This window comes from Pseudomonas sp. ok266 (assembly GCF_900110195.1).
In the GTDB taxonomy this organism is placed as follows: Bacteria; Pseudomonadota; Gammaproteobacteria; order Pseudomonadales; family Pseudomonadaceae; genus Aquipseudomonas; species Aquipseudomonas neuropathica.
Genome location: NZ_FOCU01000006.1, coordinates 316,954 through 340,449, shown reverse-complemented (window position 1 = coordinate 340,449; position 23,496 = coordinate 316,954). Strand labels below are relative to the sequence as shown.

Here is a 23,496-nt window from a genome sequence, read left to right as displayed (position 1 = left end):
TGTCGACTCCGATGGCCAGCAAACAACAGATTTTGTGGGACGACGGCGAGCGGGTGTTCTCCCGCAAACGAGGACAGGGGGAGAGCGCCAGCGTGCTGATAGTGCGTCCGGCAATCGCTCAGCCTTTGCCCGCAACCCTCGACCGGCTGGCGCATGAATACGGCCTCAAAGACGCTCTGCACAATGAATGGGCGCTGCAACCGCAAGCCCTTGAACGCGCGGGCGGAACCACGCACTTGTTATTCGACGACCCCGGCGGCGAGCCGCTGTCGCGTCTGCTGATCACGCCGCTGGACACTGAAACCTGTCTGTTGCACGCAATCAACATAGCCGTAGCGCTTGGCCGTTTGCACCTGTGTGGGCTGGTGCACAAGGATCTCAAACCGCAGCACATCCTTGTCAACTGCCACGACGGACAAGCCCGGTTGATGGGGTTCGGTCTAGCCTCGCGACTGCCGCGCGAACGTCAGGCCCCCGCGCCGCCAGAAACCATTGCCGGGACCCTGGCCTACATGGCGCCGGAACAAACCGGTCGAATGAATCGTTCGATCGATTCGCGCAGCGATTTGTATGCCTTTGGTGTGACGCTGTACCAGATGCTTACCGGCTCGCTGCCGTTCAACGCCAACGACCCGATGGAGTGGGTGCATTGCCACATTGCGCGGCAACCGATGCCTGCATGCGAACGCGTGGCCACGGTGCCGTTGATGCTCTCGCGGGTAGTCATGAAACTGCTCGCCAAGACCGCCGAAGCGCGCTACCAAACCGCCGCCGGCGTCGAACATGACTTGCGTCGTTGTCTGGACGACTGGCGTCGGGCGCGGCGGATCGATGTGTTCACGTTGAACGAGCAGGGCGCGATCGATCGCTTGCTGATCCCGGAAAAGCTCTACGGTCGTGAACGCGAAGTGCAAACCCTGATCGATGCTTTCGCCCAGGTGGTGCAGGCTCCTTCGCCGAAGCTGGTGCTGGTGTCCGGTTACTCCGGCATTGGTAAATCCTCGGTGGTCAGTGAACTGCACAAAGTGCTGGTGCCGTCGCGGGGATTGTTCGCCGCTGGCAAGTTCGATCAGTACAAGCGCGACATCCCCTATGCGACGCTGGTCCAGGCCTTTCAAGGATTGGTGCGAACGCTGCTGGGCAAGCGTCGCGAGGTGCTCGCTGACTGGCGTGCGGCGTTGTTGCAGGCACTGTCACCGAATGCACGGTTGATGACCGAGCTGATCCCGGAACTCAAGTTGATTATCGGTGAACCGCCAGCGGTGCCGGAGCTTGAACCGCAGCAGGCGCAGCAGCGCTTCATGGCGGTGTTGCAGCGTTTCATCGGCGTGTTTGCTCGGCCGGAACATCCGTTGACGCTGTTTCTCGATGATCTGCAATGGCTCGACGCAGCGACCCTCGATCTGCTCGAAGATCTGCTGACCCGCTCGGAGCTTGGGCATTTGCTGCTGGTGGGCGCGTACCGCAATAACGAGGTCGATGCCGACCACCCGCTCAGCGGCAAACTCAAAGTGCTGCGTAATGGCGGCGTGCATATCGACGAGATCTGCCTGACCTCGCTGGCCAGCGTGCACATCGAGCAACTGATCGCAGAATCCCTGCGCTGCCCACCCGCGAGCATCGTTGCCCTGGCGCGCCTGGTGCTGGAAAAGACCGGCGGCAATCCGTTTTTCGTCATCCAGTTTCTTCACGCGTTGGCCGAAGAACAGCTGCTGATCTACGACCACCAATTCAACCGTTGGCGCTGGGATCTGGCACTCATCAACGCCAAGGGCTACACCGATAACGTGGTCGATCTGATGGTTGGCAAACTGGCGCGTCTGCCGTTGGACACGCGTCAGGCCCTGCAACAATTGGCCTGCCTGGGCAACGTAGCGCGCATTGATACGCTGGCCACCGTGCTTGACCTGCCGACGGCGCGGGTGCACGCGGCGCTGTGGCCGGCGGTGCGCCAGGAACTGGTGGAGTTTCACGACGGTACTTGTGCGTTTGTCCATGACCGTATCCACGAGGCGGCATACTCACTAACCGCGGAAACCGAACGTGCGCAAACTCATCTGCGCATCGGCCGTTTGCTCGCCCTGCAGACGCCAGCGGAGGGGCGTGAAGACGCGATCTTCGAAATCGTCGGGCAACTCAATCGCGGCGCCAGTCTGATCAGCGCGCGGGCCGAACGCGAACAGCTGGCCGAATTCAACCTGCTCGCAGGTCAGCGTGCCAAGGCTTCGACCGCTTACACCTCAGCATTGAGCTACTTGGGCACGGGTGCGGCGTTGCTCGGCGAGCACGGTGATGACCGTCGCCATGAACTGGGGTTTGCTCTGGAGCTGAACCGCGCCGAGTGCGAATTTCTCACTGGGCAACTGGCACTGGCCGATGCGCGCCTGACTGCACTGGCCGAGCGCGTCGAGACCACGGTAGAGCGGGCGGCAGTCACCTGTTTGTTGATGGATGTCTGCCTGCTGCTCGACCGCAGTGACCGCGCGGTGAATGTGTGCCTGACGTATTTACGTCAGGTCGGTATCGACTGGACGGCGCATCCGGACGATCAGCAGGTGCGCGCCGAATACCAACACATCTGGAGGCAACTGGGTGAGCGCAGCATCGAGCAGTTGATCGACCTGCCACTGATGGAGGATCCGGCCACGCTGGTGACACTGGAAGCGTTGAGCAAACTGCTGGCCCCGGCGTTGCAGTCCGATGCGAACCTCGCCTGCCTGACCATATGCAAAGCCGTTAACCTGAGCCTGGAGCACGGTAATTGCGACGCCTCCTGCATGCTCTACGCCAATGTTGTGCGGGTTGCCGGGCGGCGCTTCGGCGATTATGCCAGCGGTTACCGCTTTGGCCGCTTGGGCTGCGATCTGGTCGACCGCCGTGGCCTTGCGCAATACGAAGCGCGTACCTACCTGTGCTTTTCGATCTTCGTGGTGCGCTGGATGCGCCCGGTGCGCGAGTGCCGCGAATTGCTGCGGCGTGCGCTCAGCGCCGGCAACCGCACCGGCGATTTGCCCTATGCAGCCTACGCTGGCAATAGCCTGATTTCCGACTTGCTGTTCATTGGCGAGCCGCTGGCGGAAGTGCAGGTGCAGGCTGAAACGGGTCTGGCTTACTCGCAAAGAATCCGCTTCGGTCTGGTGATCAGTTTCATGAGTTGCCAACGGGCACTGATCCGCATGTTGCGAGGGCAGACCCCGGTGTTTGGCAGTTTCAATGATGAAGAATTCGATGAGACACGCTTTGAGGCGAACCTCGCTGCTCCGGACCTGGCCTTGGCTCGGGGCAAGTACTGGGTGCGCAAGTTGCAGGCGCGTTATCTGGCCGGGGATTACGCAGCGGCCGCCGATTGCGCGGCGCAGGCCCGGGAACTGTTGTGGGTGATCTCCTCGTTTTTTGAAGAGGCCGAATTTCACTTTTACGCAGCGTTAACGTTGGCTGCCCACGGCGAAGCCGATACCGACCGATTGCAACGCTTGGGCGAGCACCACGATCAACTGCAAACCTGGGCGCAACACTGTGCGGAAACCTTCGCCAGTCAGACGGCGCTGGTCGCAGCCGAAATCGCTCGGGTCACCGGGCAGTTGATCGAAGCCGAGATGCTGTACGAGCAAGCGATTCAGTTGGCCAGGGACAACGGCTTTGTGCATGTCGAAGCCTTGGCCAACGAACTCGCAGCGCGGTTCTACAGTGCCCGTGGTCTGAGCAAAATCGCCCTCCTGTACCTGCAAGATGCGCGCTACGGTTACTTGCGCTGGGGGGCAGAGGGCAAGGTGCGGCAACTGGAGCTACAGCACCGTTATCTGCGCAATGAAGATACGGTGCCCGGTCCGACTGCGACCATCGCCACCCCGGTCGAGCATCTGGATCTGGCCACGGTTCTCAAGGTGTCCCAGGCCGTTTCAGGCGAGATCGTGCTGGATCGACTGATCGAAATGGTCATGCGCACCGCTATCGAACAGGCTGGCGCCGAGCATGGCCGGCTGATTCTGATCGAAGGCGAGGCGCCGTATATCGCCGCGAAAACCAGTGTCGGTGACGACAGCGCGCTGCTTTGCCATGAGCCGGTAAGTTCATCGATGCTGGCCGAATCGGTGCTCTACCAGACCCTGCGCACCGGTGAAAATCTGTGTCTGGACGATGCCGTCGCCGATCCGGCATTTGCCGCTGATCTGTACATTCATCAACGCGGCGCTCGCTCGATCCTGTGCCTGCCGTTGATGAATCAGGGCCGGATTGCCGGGGCGCTGTACCTGGAGAACAATCTATCTGCGGGTGTGTTCAGTCCGGCGCGCATTGCCGTATTGCGATTGGTGGCTTCGCAGGCGGCGATCTCGCTGGACAACGCGCGGCTGTATCGAGACGTCGCCGAGCGCGAGGCGAGGATTCGCCGGTTGGTCGACGCCAATATCATCGGCATCATCGTCTGGAGTGTCGACGGTGAAATCATTGAGGCCAACGACGCGTTCCTGCGCATGGTCGGTTACGAGCGCGACGATCTGCTGTCAGGCAGGGTGCATTGGCGCGACATGACACCGCCGCCACTGCGCATGAAAAGTGAAGCCGCGCTGGCGACGGCAATCCGCACCGGGCGCGCCCAGCCGTTCGAGAAGGAATACATCCGCAAGGACGGCACTCGCCTGCCGGTGATCGTCGGTCTGGCCGCATTCGAAGCCAGTCAGCAGCAGGGCGTGGCCTTCGTGCTTGACCTGAGCGAACGCAAACAGGCCGAAGAGCAAGTGCGCGAAGGCGAGCGCCGATATCGCCAGGTACAAGCGGAACTGGCCCACGCTAATCGCGTGGCGACCATGGGCCAGTTGGCAGCGTCCATTGCCCATGAAGTCAACCAGCCAATCGCCGCCACCGTGATCAATGCCAACGCGGCGTTGCGCTGGCTCGGCGCGCAACCGCCGAACACCGATGAAGTTGAACAGGGCCTCAGACGCATCATCAACGACGGTAACCGCGCGGCCGACGTGCTCGGACGTATCCGCGCATTGATCCGCAAAACACCGCCGCAACGACATCCGGTGGACCTCAACGCGGTAGTGGGCGAGATGGTCGGGTTTACCCGGGGTGAAGCGGCCCGCTATGGCGCGGCGGTCACCACGCGCCTTGTCAACGATTTGCCTGCCGTGCTGGTTGACCGCGTCGAGCTGCAACAGGTGCTGCTCAATCTGATCATCAACGGTCTGGAGGCCATGGCGGTGATCGAGGAGGGCGAGCGTCGGTTAATCATTGTCAGCGAGTCTGTCGGGAAAGACGTGCGGATTGTCGTAAGCGACTCGGGACCGGGATTTGCCTGCGATCAGGTGGAGGAGGTTTTCACCGCGTTCTACACCACCAAAGTCACCGGGTTGGGGATGGGGTTGTCGATCTGCCGGTCGATCATCGAAGCCCATGACGGTCACTTGTGGGCGGAGGCGAACGCGCCGTGTGGGGCGCGTGTGGTGTTTACGTTGCCGGGGTGTGCGGGGAGGTGAGGGCGAGATGAGGGTATCTGTCGTCAGATACTGGGTGACTTATCGGTATTCATTGCGACCGATTGGTTTCGATATGTCGATATCAGACACAACCATGACGCAATCAGGCTACTGAATCATCTGACAGGCCGGGTAAGGTGACGCGTCTTCACATCAAAATAATCCCATCCAGATCATGGGGTTGATAAGAACTGCGGCGGTTGAAGGGGGCTTCTTTCGGGGGGCTCGGCAGGCAACGACAGTGCTCGATTGCCTTGGTCAACTCGCTTGAATGTCGTTCAGCAGAGAATAAAAAAACCAATGATCAGCCCGAACTCAACGGATTCGAGTAGCCAATTGGCGCAGGGCTTCAAGCCTCGTCACGTCACTATGTTGTCCATTGCCGGGATTATCGGCGCCGGATTGTTCGTAGGTTCAGGACATGCCATTGCGGCGGCGGGGCCGGCGGTTCTGCTGGCTTATCTGTTCTCCGGTTTGCTCGTTGTGCTGGTCATGCGCATGCTCGGCGAGATGGCGGTGGCTAACCCCGACACTGGCTCTTTTTCGACCTATGCCGACCAGGCCATCGGACGCTGGGCCGGCTTCACTATCGGCTGGTTGTACTGGTGGTTCTGGGTGTTGGTGATTCCCATCGAAGCGCTCGCCGCCGGCCATGTGCTGAACCAATGGTTTCCGCAGGTCGATGCCTGGCTGTTCGCGTTGGGCTCAATCATTGCGCTGGTGGTGACCAACCTGTTCAGCGTGGCCAAGTACGGTGAATTCGAGTTCTGGTTCGCCATGGCCAAGGTCGTGGCAATCATCGGTTTTATCGGCGTTGGTTTTGCCGTGTTGATGGGCTGGATTCCCGACAGAGAAGTCAGCGGTTTGAGCGGGCTGATGGCCGAGCACGGTGGGTTTGCACCCAACGGCTTGTCAGCGGTGGTCGGTGCGTTCATCACCATCATGTTCAGCTTTATCGGTACCGAAGCGGTGACCATCGCCGCCGCCGAATCGAATGACCCGTCGCGAAACATTGCCAAGGCCACCCGTTCGGTGATCTGGCGTATCGGCGTGTTTTACCTGCTGTCGATCTTCGTGGTGATCTCCGTGGTGCCCTGGAATGATCCGTTGCTGGCCTCGGTCGGCTCTTATCAGCGCGCTCTGGAAATCATGAACATTCCCCACGCCAAGTTCATGGTCGACGTCGTCGTGCTGATTGCCGTGGCCAGTTGCATGAACTCCTCGATCTACATTGCTTCGCGGATGCTGTACTCGCTGGGCCGGCGTGGCGATGCGCCGAAAGCGCTGAAGGCGACCTCTTCCGAAGGTGTGCCGCGCGCAGCGGTTATCGCCAGCACCGTGCTCGGTGCGTCGATCACTGTGTGGAGCTACTTCATGCCTGCCGGGCTGTTTGAATTCCTGCTGGCCAGCTCCGGAGCGATTGCCCTGTTGGTGTACCTCGCCATCGCGGTGTCGCAGTTGCGCATGCGGCGGATATTGCAGCAGCGCAACGTCGAGCTGACCTTCCGCATGTGGCTGTTTCCCTGGTTGACGTGGCTGGTGATCGTATTCATCTGCGCCGCGCTGGCGGTGATGATGATCACCCCGCAACACCGCACTGAAGTCACGACAACCATTGGCCTGGCGCTGGCGATTTCCTTCATTGGCCTGTTGACGTCGCGTCATCCTGCGCCGACGGCGAGGGTCACGTCGGTGGGGTAGGCGGTTGCGCCGAACCTGATACTCCCTCCACGTATGTCGGAGGGAATGGCAGACGCCTGCGTCGCGACCGATTTTTATGAGGCCATGATGTCATCGACCCCCTCCGTAGCCGACGGTGCAACCCAATCCGTAGGTTTTTTGCTGTTGGACAAATTTACCCTGATGTCATTGGCGTCCGCCGTCGAGCCCTTGCGCATGGCCAATCAACTGACGGGGCGAACGCTGTATCGCTGGCATACCTTCAGCCCCAATGGCGCGGCGGTCTGGGCCAGCGATGGCGTGCCGATCACCCCGGATGGGTCGTGGAGCAATCCCTCCGTAGCGGACACGGTTATCGTCTGCGGTGGCGTCGGCATCCAGAGCGCAATTACCCGCGAGCACACGACGTGGCTGCAAGCCTTGGCGCGACAGTCCAAGCGCTTGGGCGGGGTGTGCACCGGTAGCTGGGCGCTCGCCAAAGCCGGGTTGCTCGACGGCTACGAGTGCAGCGTGCACTGGGAATTTCTGGCGGCGATGCAGGAAGCTTTTCCGCGCGTCAATGTCAGCACCAGTCTGTTTACCCTCGACCGCAACCGCTTCACCAGCTCCGGCGGCACCGCGCCGCTGGACATGATGCTGCACCTGATTGCGCGCGATCATGGTCGTGAACTGGCCACCGCCATCTCCGAGATGTTCGTCTACGAACGCATCCGCAATGAGCAGGATCACCAACGCGTACCGCTCAAGCATGTGGTCGGCACGCATCAGCCCAAGTTGCAAGAAGTGGTGGCGTTGATGGAGGCCAATCTTGAGGAGCCGATCGACCTGGATAACCTGGCCGAATACGTCGACCTGTCACGTCGACAGCTGGAGCGGCTGTTTCAGAAATACCTGCAATGCACGCCGTCGCGCTACTACTTGCGGTTGCGGCTGATTCGCGCACGACAACTGCTCAAGCAGACGTCCTTGTCGATCGTTGAGCTGGCGTACGTGTGCGGGTTCGTCTCAACGCCGCATTTCTCCAAATGCTACCGCGAGCACTTTGGCGTGCCGCCGAGTGATGAGCGCTCCGGCTCTGAGATGAGTCGCAAACCGGTAGCGCAGCCGTCAACAATCAAACCGCTGACGACGCTCGACCAAGCGCGCAACGAATCGACGTTTGCCAGTGTTCGAATGATGGAACGTGGCGATCTGGCGTCCACGGGATGATCGGTCGGTCCTGCTTCGACAGTTGATCACTGGAGATTCCGCATCCGTATAGTTCTTGCCCCATCAGACGATTGCCAATAAACCCTCCCATTAAGGTCAATGAAGCCGGTGAGTCACCGGCACCAGGAGGGACCATGGACACCATCGCAATTCCCGAAGGTTTCACTGCGTTTACCCGCAGCAGCCCGTTGCTGGATTTGCTGGGCCCGATCTACGCGAGGGGCAGCGGGCTGCAACTGGAACTGGGTTTATTGACCGACTCACGCCATGCCAATGGCCGTGGCACCTTGCATGGCGGCGTATTGGCGACGTTGGCCGATGTCGGGATGGGTTACGCCATGGCGTTTCCAGCGACCCTCCACAGCCATTGATCACGGCGAGCATGACGCTGGATTATCTCGGCGCGGTGCAGATGAACGAGTGGCTGGAAGTGCGTTTGGAGTACTCGAAAAAAGGCCGGCAACTGGCGTTTGCTGCCGTTAGTTTGCATGTTGGGGAGCGTACGGTTGCGCGGGCCAGTGCGGTGTTTGCGGTGCCGATGGGTTGAAAATGTGTGTTCATCAAGCGGTGGATCATCGATGGACTGCGTCTTGGGCAATAGCGGGTGAGTGTTTGCATGTCTTGGATGAGGCGATATCCGCTCACGAACGACTGCTGTCGGCCAGTGGACGCTCTCTAAACTACCGCCCGAGCGTTGCGATATTCGAATCGACCTTTTTCCCCATGCTGATGCGCGGTTCGGTCGAGTAGCCAAGAGATTCGTAGAAGGTTTTAACGCTTTCATTGGTGTTGACGATTTGCAGATTGATTTTTATGCAGCCGCGCAAGGTCAAGGCGCGCTCAGCATGATTAACGAGTTGTGCGCCCAAACCCTTTCTGCGATGTGCAGGGTGCACAGCAACTGAATATAACCAACCACGATGACCGTCATATCCCGCGAGAACGGTGCCTATTACTTCATTTCCGGACAGCGCGACAAAGAAGAGGCCGTCCTTGACGGCCAGCTTCTTATCGATAGCAAGGCTCGGCGTGTTGTGCGCGGTTTCGTAACCGAAAACGGTTTCCCATAGCGCCATGACAGGCATTCGATGGTGTTCGTTTGAGTAATCGGCAATAACATCCATGGAGCAGCCTCTTAGTTAAAGAGCGACCCTAACTCCCTGTAAAGGTCTGTGTCCACTGGACGACTGCTGCCGATTGCAGTCTCCGCTGCCGACCAATCGCGAACGCTTAATTCAGATTTTCAGATCCTCCTGATGCTACTGCCAGGATTGCGCCATATGCGCCTTCCTCAGGGACATAGGAAACAAATCTTTCACTGTCATCTTTTTGCACCCAAAGGCGTCCACAGTTCTGGCACTCGTAGGCACTCGACATTCGGCGAATGTAGAGGCTGGATATCCGGTCTTGCAGCTTGTCAGCAGCGCTGAACCAGGGTGCAAACTCGCCAAATGCATCGGCGATCGCAGCCTTGTCTCCGGACTCCGCAGCCTCTACCAGGGGTTTGAGTTCACGGTGCACCTCATCCCAAAATTCATTTTCTACCTCGTCGCGAAGCAGGCTCGCCTTATAGGGCAAGCCGTCGGTCTGATCGGTAATCACATGGCCACATGTGCAACCCAATTTACTCATTTTCGGTTCATCAACCTGATGTTCGATCACTCATTAAATGGCGGACAACTCTTTGTTACAACTCCTAATTGATCGTCCGCTTCCGGCCGATAGCAGTCACCCACAAGCTACTGCTTCCAACCAGCCCCACACCCTCAAGCCTGATCCATCGTCGCCGATCACCAAGGGCTGGAAACAACCAATACTGGCCACTCGATTCCGCTAGGTTCATCTGGAAGTAGACGGTGATACGAGTGGCTGAGTGCCAAAAAGATCAGCTCACTCGTAGGAAAAGTCCTACATTTCCGTCGGAAAAGCCTGAATTTTTGCCGCTAAATTTCCTGTTCAAATTTCTCCTCAGTGACTTTCGAGCGCCGGCTTGTTTAAGCCTGTCCTGAAAAAAATCAATGAATGAGAGATTTATGAACAGCATCTACCGAACTATATGGAATCGCACGTGCACCTATTTTACGGTGCCGTCGGAGTCGGCGTCTGGCGTATTAAAATCGCGAAACAGCGTTGCGCGCTTAACTTCAAGAGCCCCGGCTTTTCCCTTGAGCACGTTGTCTGCCAGCTTGTTGTTGGCCTTTTCCAGCATGGGGCACGCCACTGGTGTGCTCGTCGACGGTACGATCTATAACGGTACCGGGAAAATGGTGACATCAGGTGACAACAACCCTGCATTGCGGGTTATGAATGTCGGTGATGCGACTTGGAGCAACGGTATTCTCAGCACTTCAGGCACTGGCTTGGGCGCTGTGCTGGTAGAAACCAGCTCCACGCTGAACTTGATCGGCATGACCGTGAATTCCCTCATGGCCAATACGCCTGGGTTGGTGGCGTCTGGTGGCTCTAAGGTAAACCTTCAAAACACCGAGGTCGCTACGCTGGGCAACAGCGTCGCGTTGGATATCAAAGAAGCAAGCCAGCTAAGTGGTAACAATGTGCAGATCAATAGCACAGGTTCGGGCCTGCTCGTGACGAATGCGACGGCTGATGTCAGCAATCTCGATATCGTTACCCTCGGAGCCAACGGGTATGGAATTGCAACAACGGGGACCAGCAACGTCAACGTTCGCGGAGGCTCCATTAAAACCACCAACAGCAGGGGCTATGGAATATACGCCACCGCAGGCGGGACGGTGGTGGCGGACGATATTGCGATCAGTACTTCAGGGGACAACAGTCGTGGAGCACTGGCCTCAGGAGAGGGGGCTTACATAAGTCTGGACGGCGGCAGCATAACCACCACCGGATCAGGGTACGCCTATGGTGCTCAGGCATCCCAAGGGGCGACCGTTGATGTCAAGAACATGGACATCAACTCTAACGCCGAAGCTGTATTTGCTGATGTTGGAGGGACGGTGAATGTCGAGTCGTCAAACCTGCACTCCACGGCCACTGCCATCTCGGCCAAACAGGGAGGTGTGGTCAATGCGAACAATGTGAAGATCACCAGCGACGGATCAGGACCTATGCTCCGGGCATCTGCAGGCTCAACCCTCAACTTGACTAACAGTGAAGTGGATTTAGGGGAACACGGCCTCTGGAGCAGCAAAATCGATGGCGGGAAAGCAACGTTCGATAATGTCCGCATCCACGGTGAGCACGGCGGCATCGGTCTCTACTCTGCATCTGGAGGTACTGTCATCGGTAAGAATGTCGATATCGCTCTCAATGGTAATGGCAGCTACGGTGTCTATGTAGGCACGGACGTCGGTTCATCGTTGAGCCTCGAAGACTCACGTGTTGTGGTCAATGGCACGACCGCTGTCGGGATCGCCGCTCTGACATCGGGCCAGCATAGCGTTCATCTCAAAAACAGCCTGGTCAGCTCCAATGACTATGCCATCAAGGGAGGGGTTCTCGCCGGTGTTGATGTGACCGCTGACGGTTCAACGATTGAAGGCAACATCTTGATGGGCTCCCGTAGCGTGGAGACTAGCGGCAAGAAAATCGAACGTATGACACTGGCCGCCACCAATGGGTCGCGACTGAAAGGCGACGTGTCGATCGATCATGATCACACGCTAGACAGCAGCATCAACCTTGAAAATGGTTCGACCTGGCAAGGTGCAGCGCAATGGCTGGATAAACTGGGTGTAAACAGTGGAAGCGCCTGGACAATGACTGGCGACTCTTCGTTGGGTTCTCTTTCGTTGAACGACGGCCGTGTCAATTTCGACCACGCCAACGGCTTGTTCAAAACGCTGACGGTGGGCAATTTGAGCGGCAATGGCAGCTTCTTGCTCAACACTGACCTGGCAACGCTGCAAGGCGACTTGCTCAAGGTTGAAGGACAAGTTGACGGGGAGCACACGCTGATCGTTGCCGATTCCGGCCACCAGGCCCAAGGTGGTGCACTGATGCTGGTGGATACCAACGGCGGCGCGGGCAAGTTCGATTTGTACGGCGGCAAAGTCGACGTGGGTGCCTTCCGTTATGGCCTCGAACAGCGTGGCGATGACTGGTACCTGGCTGGTACTGCACAGGATGCGGGCGGTGGCGAGGAGCCAGTGGGTGATACCGCTGGCGGTGCCGGAGACATCGTTGCGCCCATTGAACCTATTATCAGCAATCCTCAACCAGAGAACCTGAGTAAGGGCGCGAACGCTGCCATCGCTCAACAGGCGGCGGCCACGGGACTCATCGGTGCGCAGATGAATGCCTTGACCAAACGACTTGGCGAGTTGCGTATGGGCAATGATGAGGGCGGTCTGTGGACACGTGGCTTCGGCAAGGAGCAGCGAATCGATACAGGTTCCAGCCGTGCCTTTGAGCAGCAGGTCAACGGTTTCGAGATTGGCGCCGACAAGGCCATTCCTTTCTACAACGGCAAGCTGTACCTCGGCGGTATGGCCGGACAAGGTGAGGCTCGTCAGAACTTCGGCGAAGGCAGCAAAGGCCACATCGACAGCGCCATGCTCGGCACCTATGCAACCTACATCGACCAAAACGGCGTGTACGTTGACAGCGTGCTGAAATACACCCATTTGGACAACAAGGTCGACATCACCAGCAATATGGGCCAGAAGGTCGACGGTAAATACAAGAATCACGCAATTGCGGCGAGCGTAGAAGTTGGCAAGCAAATCGATCTTGGACAAGGCTGGTTCGTCGAACCACAACTGGAAGTGCAAGCATTCCGCGTGGGCAGTGGCGACTACACCGCAAGCAATGGCTTGAAAGTTGAGCAGGATGCCGTTACTTCTGTTCAGAGCCGAGTTGGCAGCCTGTTCGGTCGTAACATGAAGCTGGATAACGGTATGACTGTGCAGCCATACGCCAAAGCATCGTGGATTACCGAACATGCCGGTGACAGCCATGTGAGCGTCAACGACGTAAGTCTGGACAGCAAATTGCCAGGTTCGCGGGCCGAAATCGGTGGCGGGGCGATCCTGCAAACCGCCGAGAAGCACAAGTTCTTCATCGACGCGGAATACACCAAGGGCGATGGCATAGAACAGCCTTATTCGGTGAACCTCGGCTACCGCTACGCTTGGTAAAAGCCTCTCCTGAAGGCAGTTTCAGATAAACCGAACAGTACCCGGATCTTTGAATTCGGGTCTTGTTCGTTTGTATTTTTGTTGATGACAATCGGCAGGTTCATTTCGTTATTTCAAACAAGAAACGATTCCTTCCCAGGAAAGTAAGCGCACCTGAGGCAATTGGGGCAAATGACTAATATGCAATTGACGTTTTTGTTGGCCATTGGACGTTTAGACCACTTTCCGATAATGGACGACAGCAGTCGCTCACAAGCGACTGCTCCCCACTCAGCCCCACACCCTCAAGCCTGATCCATCGCCGCCGCCACGCCCTGATCCTCACCGAGAAACCCACCACTCTGATGCTGCCAGAGCCGCGCATAAATACCGTTTCTGCTCAGCAACTCAGTGTGCGTCCCTTGCTCGATAATCCGCCCCTCATCCATGACAATCAGTCGATCCATCGCCGCAATCGTCGACAGCCGATGAGCAATGGCGATCACGGTTTTGCCCTGCATCATTTCATCGAGGCTTTCCTGAATGGCCACTTCGACTTCCGAGTCCAGCGCACTGGTGGCTTCGTCGAGCAGCAGGATCGGCGCGTTCTTGAGCATCACTCGGGCAATGGCGATGCGTTGGCGCTGGCCGCCGGAGAGCTTGATGCCGCGCTCGCCGACCAGGGTGTCGTAGCCGCTGTGGCCTTGCTTGTCGCTGAGTTGGCTGATGAAACCGTCGGCTTGCGCATTGGCGGCGGCGCGGCGGATGTCTTCGTCGGTGGCGTCCGGGCGGCCGTAGGCGATGTTGTCGCGTATCGAGCGGTGCAGCAGCGACGTGTCCTGGGTGACCATGCCGATTGCGCTGCGCAGACTGTCCTGCGTTACGTGCGCGATGTTTTGCCCGTCGATGCGGATCTCACCGCTGTCGACATCGTAAAAGCGCAGCAGCAGATTGATCAGCGTCGATTTGCCCGCGCCGGAGCGGCCGACCAGGCCGATTTTTTCGCCGGGGCGGATGTGCAGGCTCAAGTTGTCGAGGACCTGGCGTTCGCCGTTGTAGTTGAAATTCACCTTGTCAAAAGACACCGCGCCGCCAGCCGGCACCAGCACGCCGGCGTTCGGCGCATCCTGCACTTTGGGGCCACGGGTGAGGGTGGCCATGCCGTCCTGCACGGTGCCGATGTTTTCGAACAGCGACGTCATCTGCCACATGATCCAGTGCGACATGCCGTTGATGCGCAACGCCATGGCGGTGATCGCCGCGACGGCGCCGGTGCCGACCTGACCCAGATGCCACAGCCACAGGGCATAGCCGCCGGCACCGATAATCAGCCCGACCACCAGCGTCTGATTGACGATCTCGAACTGGCTGACCAGACGCATCTGGCGAAAACCGGTGAGTTTGAAATCTTCCATCGCTGCACGGGCGAAGTGCGCTTCGCGTTTGGAGTGCGAGAACAGTTTCACCGTAGTGATGTTGGTGTAAGCGTCGGCAATGCGCCCGGTCATCGATGATCGAGCATCGGCCTGTTCCTGGCCGACCTTCCCCAGGCGCGGCACGAAGTACAGCATGGCCAGCCCGAACAACGCGAGCCAGGCAATGAACGGCAGCATCAGTTTCAGCGCAAAGCCGCCAGCCAGGGCGATGATCGCGATGAAGTAAACGCCGATGCCCGGTGCGATTTCGATCAGCGTGAACAAGACTTCGCGCACGGCCAGCGCGGTCTGCATGACCTTGGTCGTGACCCGTCCGGAGAACTCATCGGAGAAGAACGAAAGGCTTTGCCGCAGCATCAGCCGATGGAAATCCCAGCGCAGCCGCAGCGGCAAATTGATCGCCAATACCTGGTGCTGAACCATGGTGCGCAACGCCACCAGCCCGATGCTGATGAACAACACAATGCCGATGCCCCACAGCACGCGACTTTCCTGCGCATTGACACCGCCACCGGCCTGCCAAGTCGAGAGCAGATCGACGACCTGGCCAAGAAAGGAAAACAGCCAGGCTTCATAGATCGACACGCCGGCACTCAGCAGCGCCAACGCGAGGATGTAACCGCGTGCGCCGCGCGTGCAGGCCCACAGGAACCGCATCAGGCCGACCGGCGGGGGTGGTGTTTCGTCGGGAGGAAATGGGTCGAGCCGTTGTTCAAACACGCGCAGCATTGTGGTCTCCGAAATCATCAGGGTCAGGGGATTCTGCCATTGAATGGCGGTGTTGCGGGTTTGCATGTCACTGACTTGTCCCCACCAAGCGTTATCGCCCGGGATCACTGCGGTGCATAACCCCAAGGATTCCGGGTACATGCCGATCAGCTAAGCTGTCTGCTCAGACGACTTGAGCAGTGCACGATGCAGCGAACAAATCCGGTTTCATGTTGGGAGTCGATGGACAAAGGAAATGTTTAATTTCTTTTTGACGTTTTTGTTCGTGTTGATCCCCACGGCGTCGTTGTCACTCGACAGTTACCTGCGTTACCGAGTCGCCAGAAACAAACCGGTGAGCAATGTCTGGAAGGGCTGTAATCATTTGCTTTCCATTCTGCTGCTCATGCAGTTGCTGGGTTTGGCGCTGTACTTCTTCTACATCGCCTGAGTGCGGCGATTGTCGGCCTTCAAGGGAGAGGAAACCTATGCCTGAAAACCGGCGCCTATCGATGTGCAAGTACTTCACGCCTGACCTGCAACGCAATCACAGCAAAGCCTTTGCCAGTGCCGCGCTCGGAAGCCGAATAGTTCTGATGCGCCGAGACATCCTCCCATTGGCTTACGAAATCAACGTGTTGATGATCGCTGTCGGTGTCAATTTGAAACGCTATGAACCGTTCCGCTTGCTCGAGGATCAAGCCATACAGGCGTGGCATTCCGGGAAAGTCGACTTCAAGATCGAGTACGACGGTTTCTGACCAATCAACACCTTGGCGCTCACCGAAACGTGCCAAGGCCTCGGGAATATTGGTATCACGCCAGAATCGAGCGGTTTCCGTCAGGCGATGGGCAGTCACCGCATTCTGTTCCTGCACATTGAGTTGCCGCTTCTTGAGCAGACGATCTATTTCCATATTGCGCCCCCAGTATTGCTCACGCCCAAAAGCTCCCTTTTTGGATTCGTCGCTGATGCCAGCGTCCGGTGTAGCGACTAACGCGCCCCTGCGAACGTGGCGTCCATGGCCGAGCGGTCATAGTCAAGCAGGTATTGATTGTGCCGCTCGTACAGTTGCGAAAGTAGCGGTGCATTAGGGCCGACGACATCCATGCCTCTGTCGTCGTAGGGAAAAACCATGACCTGTTTCGGCAGATTGAACAGATACACATCACAGTGGGGATTGGGCTCAATAGCGCCAAAATCTTTAGTCAACGCGCACCAGAGAAATGCTTGAAGGCTTGTGATTGGCGCTTCGAACGCGATGTTGATCCAGTACTCAGGCTCTTCTTCGCAATACCATTCTTCGACATCTATCTCCTCGCTCCAGATTGAGCGTTCAGGAGGAATATCAATGCCGGCAGATCGAAATGCCCGAATCGCGGCCCGATGAGTAAAGCCATGGTTGCCTGAGTGAGTGCGCAGACACGCCACAAACGTTGCCGCGTCAGAAAAGATATCGCTGCAGATCGTTGTCGATTTTCGTAGGGCGGTCAGGAACTGCTCAATGATCCCACCCGTTTCGGAGAGCTCGAAGCGCAGACCTCCGGGGCAGGAATAGAAAAGAGGTCGGGCAAAGGCTTTGCCTTGAAAAGTCCTCTCGATTTGATCTCGTAGGTTCACGTTATCCCTTCGTATTCATTCGCCTGTCTCCTTGGCCAAGGAGGTGCGCACAGATCTTACTGTAACGGTGACGCTTGGGCTAAGTAGACGGTGAAGCTGCTGGCGTTTGTGGCGAGCCAGCGTTCCCTATGCGCGCCGAAATCCATTGCCGACTGTACGCCAGCACACCCTCGGCGATGGCCGTGGGAAAGTGGATAAAACCGTGGGGCGAGGAGGGCAGCAGGTACATCTCGACCGGCGCCGATTGCGCCCAGCGCCTGGCGATGTCGAGGGTGTCGTCGCGCAGCGGATCGAGTTCGCCGGCAAACAGCAGCGCCGGCGGGAAGCCGCTGAAGTCGCCGTACAGCGGAGAGAGCGGTGGCTGGCGGCGCTGCTCGTCAGTCAGCTCAGGCGTGAGCAGGCGCAACGCCTCGACCATGCCCGGGCCGTCCAGCACCAGCGTGTCGGCAGGCGCGCTGCGCACACTTGGCGTGCCGGTCAGGTCGTAGACTCCGTAGTACAGCAATGCGCCGCAGATTCTTTGCAGCAGATCGGGCCATTGTTTCAGCGCCGACAGGGTCGCCGCCGCCAGATGACCGCCCGCCGATTCACCGACCACCACGACGGGCAGGCCGGCGAACTCCTCATCGTGGAATAACCAGCGAGTGGCGTTGAGGCAATCTTCCAGCAGTCCTTCGATGGGCGTGGACACCGCCAGTCGATAATCCACCGAGACCACGGTCACCTGGCAGCTGTCGACGATGGCCGCGTTGAAGTTGTCGTCCATCTGCGCATTGCCGATCACCCAGCCGCCGCCGTGAAAATCCAGCACCACGCCTCTCGCCGGGCCCTTGGGGCGGATGATCCGCACGGGCACTTCATCGATCAGTCGGCGCTCAGCTGTCAGGCCAAATTTGCGCAACACGCCGGAGCCGCCGATCTGGCTGACACGCAACAGCGCCTGAATCAAGCGTGGCGTCAGGCGGTTGCGGATCTTGAAACGCGGCAGCCAGGCGAGTTTGCGGTTGAAGGCGCGCACCTGCGCCAACTCGCGCTCGCCCTGCGGCCATGGCGTTGCACTGCCCCGATTGGCACTGGTCATCAGCGGTTCTTGATCAGGATGGAAAAATTCAACGCCGCCGCCACGCACAGCCACGCCAGGTAGGGAAACAGGATCAAGCCAGTGATCAGGTCCAGTTGTATCGCCAGCACCACCATCGCCGCAACCACCAGCCACAGCACCGTGAGAATCACCATCGCCGCCAACACCTGATGCGCGCCGAAGAACACCGGCGTCCACAGTGTGTTCAACGCAATCTGCGCCGCCCACAGCGCCAGCACAGTCTGGCTGCCAGGGATCAGGCTCAAACGGTAACCGGCCCAGGCCAGCAGCAGGTAGATAATCGTCCAGGCCACCGGGAATGCCCAATTGGGCGGGGTGAAACCGGGTTTGTTCAGCCCTTCGTACCACGGCCCTGGTTTGAACATCACGCCGGTGGTTGCCGCTGCTGCGCAGGCCAGAAGAAAAATGAAAAAGGTCATCGCCAGTCCTTGGCTGAAATCAGCCGGTTGGGGGTTTAAGAAAGGGACGCCTCGGCAAGGAAAAAGTTTGCCATGAATTCCGGATTGGTCAGAGAGGCGATTCAATTTGAACTAAAAACTGACCGTCACGTCAGGATGATCAGTGCCTTTTCCTACTGACGTGGATGACATCATGTACACCTATCACATCAAATATCTATTCAACGGCGAGCCTCGGACTTTTCTGCTTGAACTCAAGGAGCAGCAGTTGGCCAAGCACGAGGCCGCGATGCATTTGCTGGAACTGCATCTGGGCGATGCGGAAAACGGCTTGATCATGCCTACAGCGGATTCAACGCCCGAGCAGATTCTTGAACATGCCGAGCGAGTAGGAATTACGGACATTGAGGTTGTCAGCCAGACCAATTGAAGCAGGCTGACGGCAAACCCATCGCGCCACCGAAGATGGGTTTGCCCGCGTGTTTATGCGCGCTTAAACCGGCATCGCTGCTTCCTGCGCATCGTGCTCCACTTGCGCGCACTCTCGATAGAACCGTAAAAACTCCTCCGCTGGCATCGCCTTGGCAAAAAGCCAACCCTGCCCAAACTGCACACCCTGACGGCGCAAGTAGTCGCGCTGCGCTTCGGTCTCGATACCTTCAGCAACGATCTGCAAACGTAAACTCTTGGCCATTTCGATGATGTGGCCGGTCACGGTGCCGGTCGCGGCATCCTGATCGATATTGTCGACAAACGACTTGTCGATCTTCAGCACGTCCAGCGGCAGTTGCTGCAAATGCTGCAGGCTGGAAAACCCGGTGCCGAAATCATCGATAGCCGCCAGATAACCCAGCTCACGGGCGCGATTGACGGTGGCGCGGGCAGCATCAATCTCAACGAAGCCGCGCTCGGTGGCCTCCAGCCAGATCTGCTTTTGTTGCACGTCGGCGCGGCGTAACGCAGCGTCGAGTATCGGCAGAAAGCGGCCGCTGCTGACGTCCTTCGCCGCCAGGTTGATCGCCACGTGCAAGCTGCGCTCCTTGACCAGCAACGGGCCGAGGTCACGCATCACATTGTCGATGACCTGATCGGTGATCGGCAGAATCAAACCGCTGTGCTCGGCCAGCGGAATAAACGCATCGGGGCACACCCGCGAGCCATCCGGATGCTGCCAGCGCACCAGTGCCTCAGCGCCAACGCAGGCACCGTCGCTGAGGCGGATGATCGGTTGATAGTGAACAACGAACTCGCGATTGCGCACCGCCAGTTGCAGTTCCGCCAGCGGCGACAGACGTTGCCGGGTGCGGCGCACGATCAGCAACACCAGCACGCCGGCGAGCAAACCACCGATGGGCAACAGCAGTAACTCCCGGCGGATCAAGCCTTGCATCAGCTCATGGCGCGACAGCGCGGCGATGGCGACCCAGTCGCCGCTGTGCACGAGGGTGTAGAGGTAGCCGTCGGCAAGGCCCGAGTGCGGGCCGGAATGTACGCGAGCAAGAAAGTGTTCCGCGCCGGGGCGCGAGGCGCTGACCAGTTGCCCGGCAGCGGTGCCGACGGCCAGGTGCAGATCCTCATCGAGCGTTACATGCAGGAACTGCTGGGGATCGACCAGCACGTTGAACGCCGCATACTGCAGCGCCATCATCGGTTTCGCCGCAACGATGCGCGACTGCACGCCGAGTGAAACGCGCACGCCGTCCGATGTGGTGAAATCCTCGCGCCATGGCGTCGCGTGCTGCCCGACCGGTCCCCAGGAACCACAGGCGTAAATCTCTTCTTCGACGTAGCCGATCGACTTCACCGAGAGGGTGTTGATGGTCAGCAGACGCATCTCGTCGATGCTTTCCGGGGTGCACGGCGCTAGACGCGATCCAGCGATGGATTTCAGTGCACCGGCCGCTTCACTGAAAGTCCCGTGGGCGCGACTGGAGGCGACGGAAGCGAGGGTTTCCAGACGTTGCTGCGCCGCCGCCAGATTCAACATCCAGGCGACATAACCCATCAAAAGTACCGGAAGCAAGACACACGGAAGGCCCAGGAGAATGCTCCCCCAGACAATGCGTTTTTTGTTCATTTAGCGCCACCTTGGCCACAAGGCCTGTGACGTGCGCACAGCACGGCTTTTTCAGCCCATTCAGAATACTGCCGCCGGGATCGGCGGATATTGTTGTAGATCAACTATTCCAATGCCGGCCTTCAATCCCTGTGGCTTGCTCCCACAGGTTTGTGGCAAACCACAGATCTCCAGTAGCCCAAAGAACCCTGTAGGAGTGAGCCTGCTCGTGATCGCGGTCTATCTGCCACATCTTTGCTAAATGACCCACCGCTATCGCGAGCAGGCTCACTCCTACAAAATTTGTGTCAAATCCAGGATATCCAGCAATCCCGAACTCCTACAGTTTTTGTGTGAAAACCGAGATATCCAGCATCCCGAAGAACCCTGTGGGAGCGAGCTTGCTCGCGAAGGGGCCCTGTCAGCCAATATCACCTTAGCTGACCCTCCGCATTCGCGAGCAAGCTCGCTCCCACAGTGTCGCCGCTCAAACTCCACCATCCGACCCGATGGACAATTTACGCACCCCACGGCCCATTCGCGCAGGCATTCTCGTGCTACGCGAATTTGTCATATTTCGTGTCAGTTCAGTGCAGATAGTAGGCAGCCCAACGCTAACCGAAATGAGGCTGCACTGTGTTTCAACGTCTTCTGTGTTCGCTGTCCGTACTGAGCCTGTCCATCGCCGCCGCCCATGCTGCCGAGGCTGTACCGCTCGACACGCCGCGCCTGCAAGGCATCGACAACTTCCGCGACGTCGCCGGCATCACCACCGCGTACACCACGGCCCACGACGGCACGATGCGCGCCGGGGTGTTCTACCGTTCCAACGCGCTGACGCCGACCGCCGCCGATCTGGCGATACTCAACGGCCTCGGCATCAAAGCCGTTTACGACTTGCGTACCCCCAGCGAAATCGCCGCCACCCCCGACACCATGATCAGCGGCGCAACCTGGCAGAACATCGACATCATCGGCAGCACCACCTCCGGTTCGAATATCACCAACATCTCCTTCAAAAGCGCCGCCGACGCCATCGCCATGATGGAACAGACCAACCGCGCTTTCGTCAGTGACGCCGGCATGCGCGGCCAGTTCGGCAAGCTGTTCAATGAACTCGCCGGCGTCGACGCCGCACAACTGTTCCACTGCACTGCCGGCAAGGACCGCACCGGCTGGACCGCCGCCGTGTTGCAGAGCATCGCCGGGGTCGACAACGCGACCATCATGGCCAATTACCTCGCCACCAACGACTACACCGCCGCCCGCGTCGCCGCCACGCTGAAAGCGCTGCCGCCGAGCATGGCCGCGATCTACGAGCCGCTGCTCGGCGTGCAGGCCAGCTACCTGCAAGCCGGCCTCGACGAAGTCACCGCGCAATACGGCAGCATGGACAACTACCTCAAACAAGGCCTCGGCCTGTCGCAGGAAACCATCTATGTGCTGCGCGGCAAACTGGTCGAATACAACAGCCTGCCGGGTCAGGCCGGGCTGATCGGCAACGCCGCCGCCGGCGCCGAACTGCTCAGGCAATTGCAGAACAGCAACCTGTCCGGCACCTACAGCGCCTACAACTACTACCTGCAATCGGCCATCGACGCCGGCACCCTCGGCGGTGTCGAATCGCAGGTCGGCGGCCAGGTGCACGCCGATGCCGCCAGCTACCTGCTGCGGCAAAACGCGATGATCGAACAAGCCGCCGCGCCGTTTGCCAGCGGCACTGACCTCAAGGTCGGCCAATATCGCCTCTGGACTACCGCGCTCGCCGGCTACCTCGGCACCGACGGCTCGGCCCACGCCGAAAGCAGCAACGAACACAGCCAAGGCCTGATGGTCGGCATCACCCAGCGCTTCAGCGAACAACTCAGCGCACGCGGCGGCTTCGGCTACAGCAAAGGCACGGTTGGCGGCGCGGGTGGCGAAGCCGACACCGACTTCACCTTCCTCAACGTCGGCGCCCGTTACGGCTTCACCAGCCTCGAACAAGGCCTGTTTCTCGACGCCAACGCCAGCGCCGGCTACATCGACTACGACAGCAAACGCGACCTCGGCGGCGGCCTCGGCACCGCGAAAGGCGACACCCATGGCAACCTCACCGGCGCCACCGTCGCCCTCGGCTACCGCGCTCCGGTCAACGGCATGATCTTCGAGCCAAGTCTGGGCTTCCGAGTCAGCCACCTCGACCTCAACGGCTTCAAAGAGAAGGGCAGCGAACTGGCACTCGACGTCGACGACAACAGCGCCACCCGCCGCAGCGCCGTCGCCAACCTCAACGTCGGCTTCGCACCAGTGGCGATGGGCGCATGGCAACTGGTGCCGGGCGTGCAAGTGGGTTACGAACGCACACTGGGCGACAACGAAGTCGACAGCCAAAGCCACCTGCTGGGCCTCGACATCGAACAACGCGCCGCGTTTGATAATCGCGACCAGTTCAGCGGCGGTGTGAATGTGATGGCCAGCCTCGGCGCCCTGAGCCTAGGCGCAGAAATCGGCGCCAATGGCGGCGGCGACAGCCACGGCTTCAACGGCGGTCTAAAAGCCAGCTACGCCTTCTAAAAGACACACGGGATCAAGGATGACCCCAATCCAACAAACACCGCAAAACCCAATGTGGGAGCGAGCCTGCTCGCGAAAGCGCCAGATCAGCCAACACCAACATCGACTGACCCACCGCATTCGCGAGCAAGCTCGCTCCCACAGTTAGCTTTCC

At 58.9% G+C, this 23,496-nt stretch carries 15 protein-coding genes and 1 pseudogene; 8 read left to right on the top strand and 8 right to left on the bottom strand.

The window, feature by feature from the left end; all coding sequences use genetic code 11:
• Positions 1–11 precede the first annotated feature (11 nt).
• The 4 genes and pseudogenes from BMY54_RS13570 (at position 12) to BMY54_RS13555 (ending at position 8,916) form a co-directional block, all read left to right on the top strand.
• Positions 12–5,480 (top strand): trifunctional serine/threonine-protein kinase/ATP-binding protein/sensor histidine kinase, encoded by a 5,469-nt coding sequence (locus BMY54_RS13570; protein ID WP_093433317.1) that lies wholly within the window; start codon positions 12–14, stop codon positions 5,478–5,480.
• A gap of 300 nt (positions 5,481–5,780) precedes the next feature.
• The gene (gene gabP, locus BMY54_RS13565) at positions 5,781–7,181 is read left to right on the top strand and encodes a GABA permease (RefSeq protein ID WP_093433314.1); all 1,401 of its coding nucleotides are present in this window, start codon (positions 5,781–5,783) and stop codon (positions 7,179–7,181) included.
• An 87-nt stretch (positions 7,182–7,268) separates the two neighbouring features.
• Positions 7,269–8,369: a choline metabolism transcriptional regulator GbdR gene (locus BMY54_RS13560; protein WP_093433595.1), complete on the top strand. Its 1,101-nt coding sequence runs from the start codon at positions 7,269–7,271 to the stop codon at positions 8,367–8,369.
• A gap of 134 nt (positions 8,370–8,503) precedes the next feature.
• Positions 8,504–8,916 (top strand): annotated as a pseudogene (locus BMY54_RS13555) (PaaI family thioesterase).
• Positions 8,917–9,049: 133 nt separating this feature from the next.
• On the opposite strand, the gene BMY54_RS13550 reads toward BMY54_RS13555, so the two are convergent.
• Together BMY54_RS13550 and BMY54_RS13545 are read right to left on the bottom strand one after the other, a co-directional pair.
• Complete coding sequence (locus BMY54_RS13550) at positions 9,050–9,493, bottom strand: GNAT family acetyltransferase (protein WP_093433311.1); 444 nt, start codon at positions 9,491–9,493, stop codon at positions 9,050–9,052.
• Between the two features lie 106 nt (positions 9,494–9,599).
• Positions 9,600–10,001, bottom strand: a complete 402-nt coding sequence (locus BMY54_RS13545; protein ID WP_175559597.1) for a hypothetical protein — start codon at positions 9,999–10,001, stop codon at positions 9,600–9,602.
• 401 nt (positions 10,002–10,402) lie between these two features.
• Between BMY54_RS13545 and BMY54_RS13540 the strand changes: the two genes are divergently transcribed.
• Entirely contained in the window at positions 10,403–13,486 is a 3,084-nt protein-coding gene (locus tag BMY54_RS13540) for an autotransporter outer membrane beta-barrel domain-containing protein (protein WP_175559596.1), read from the top strand.
• Positions 13,487–13,770: 284 nt separating this feature from the next.
• Here the strand turns inward: BMY54_RS13540 and BMY54_RS13535 are convergent, their stop codons facing one another.
• Positions 13,771–15,630 (bottom strand): ABC transporter ATP-binding protein, encoded by a 1,860-nt coding sequence (locus tag BMY54_RS13535; protein WP_093433592.1) that lies wholly within the window; start codon positions 15,628–15,630, stop codon positions 13,771–13,773.
• A 235-nt stretch (positions 15,631–15,865) separates the two neighbouring features.
• On the opposite strand from BMY54_RS13535, the gene BMY54_RS13530 reads away from it, so the two are divergent.
• Positions 15,866–16,060 (top strand): hypothetical protein, encoded by a 195-nt coding sequence (locus BMY54_RS13530; RefSeq protein ID WP_093433302.1) that lies wholly within the window; start codon positions 15,866–15,868, stop codon positions 16,058–16,060.
• Positions 16,061–16,115: 55 nt separating this feature from the next.
• Here the strand turns inward: BMY54_RS13530 and BMY54_RS13525 are convergent, their stop codons facing one another.
• From BMY54_RS13525 to BMY54_RS13510, 4 genes are all read right to left on the bottom strand, one after another.
• Positions 16,116–16,526, bottom strand: coding sequence for a hypothetical protein (locus tag BMY54_RS13525; RefSeq protein ID WP_093433299.1), 411 nt, complete (start codon positions 16,524–16,526; stop codon positions 16,116–16,118).
• A 77-nt stretch (positions 16,527–16,603) separates the two neighbouring features.
• On the bottom strand, positions 16,604–17,230 hold the full coding sequence (locus BMY54_RS13520; protein WP_093433296.1) for a DUF3885 domain-containing protein: 627 nt from the start codon (positions 17,228–17,230) through the stop codon (positions 16,604–16,606).
• Positions 17,231–17,309: 79 nt separating this feature from the next.
• Positions 17,310–18,311 carry an alpha/beta hydrolase gene (locus BMY54_RS13515; RefSeq protein ID WP_093433293.1) on the bottom strand — a complete coding sequence of 334 codons (1,002 nt, stop codon included), beginning with the start codon at positions 18,309–18,311 and terminating at the stop codon, positions 17,310–17,312.
• Complete coding sequence (locus tag BMY54_RS13510; RefSeq protein ID WP_007916213.1) at positions 18,311–18,751, bottom strand: tryptophan-rich sensory protein TspO; 441 nt, start codon at positions 18,749–18,751, stop codon at positions 18,311–18,313. Before BMY54_RS13510 ends, BMY54_RS13515 begins: the two co-directional genes overlap by 1 nt.
• A 142-nt stretch (positions 18,752–18,893) precedes the next feature.
• Here BMY54_RS13510 and BMY54_RS13505 point away from each other — a divergent pair, with 142 nt between their 5' ends.
• The gene (locus BMY54_RS13505) at positions 18,894–19,160 is read left to right on the top strand and encodes a hypothetical protein (protein ID WP_093433290.1); all 267 of its coding nucleotides are present in this window, start codon (positions 18,894–18,896) and stop codon (positions 19,158–19,160) included.
• Between the two features lie 63 nt (positions 19,161–19,223).
• Here BMY54_RS13505 and BMY54_RS13500 read toward each other — a convergent pair whose 3' ends face one another.
• The gene (locus tag BMY54_RS13500) at positions 19,224–20,735 is read right to left on the bottom strand and encodes an EAL domain-containing protein (protein WP_256573892.1); all 1,512 of its coding nucleotides are present in this window, start codon (positions 20,733–20,735) and stop codon (positions 19,224–19,226) included.
• A gap of 687 nt (positions 20,736–21,422) precedes the next feature.
• Between BMY54_RS13500 and BMY54_RS13490 the strand changes: the two genes are divergently transcribed.
• Positions 21,423–23,342, top strand: coding sequence for a tyrosine-protein phosphatase (locus BMY54_RS13490; protein ID WP_093433282.1), 1,920 nt, complete (start codon positions 21,423–21,425; stop codon positions 23,340–23,342).
• Positions 23,343–23,496 lie beyond the last annotated feature (154 nt).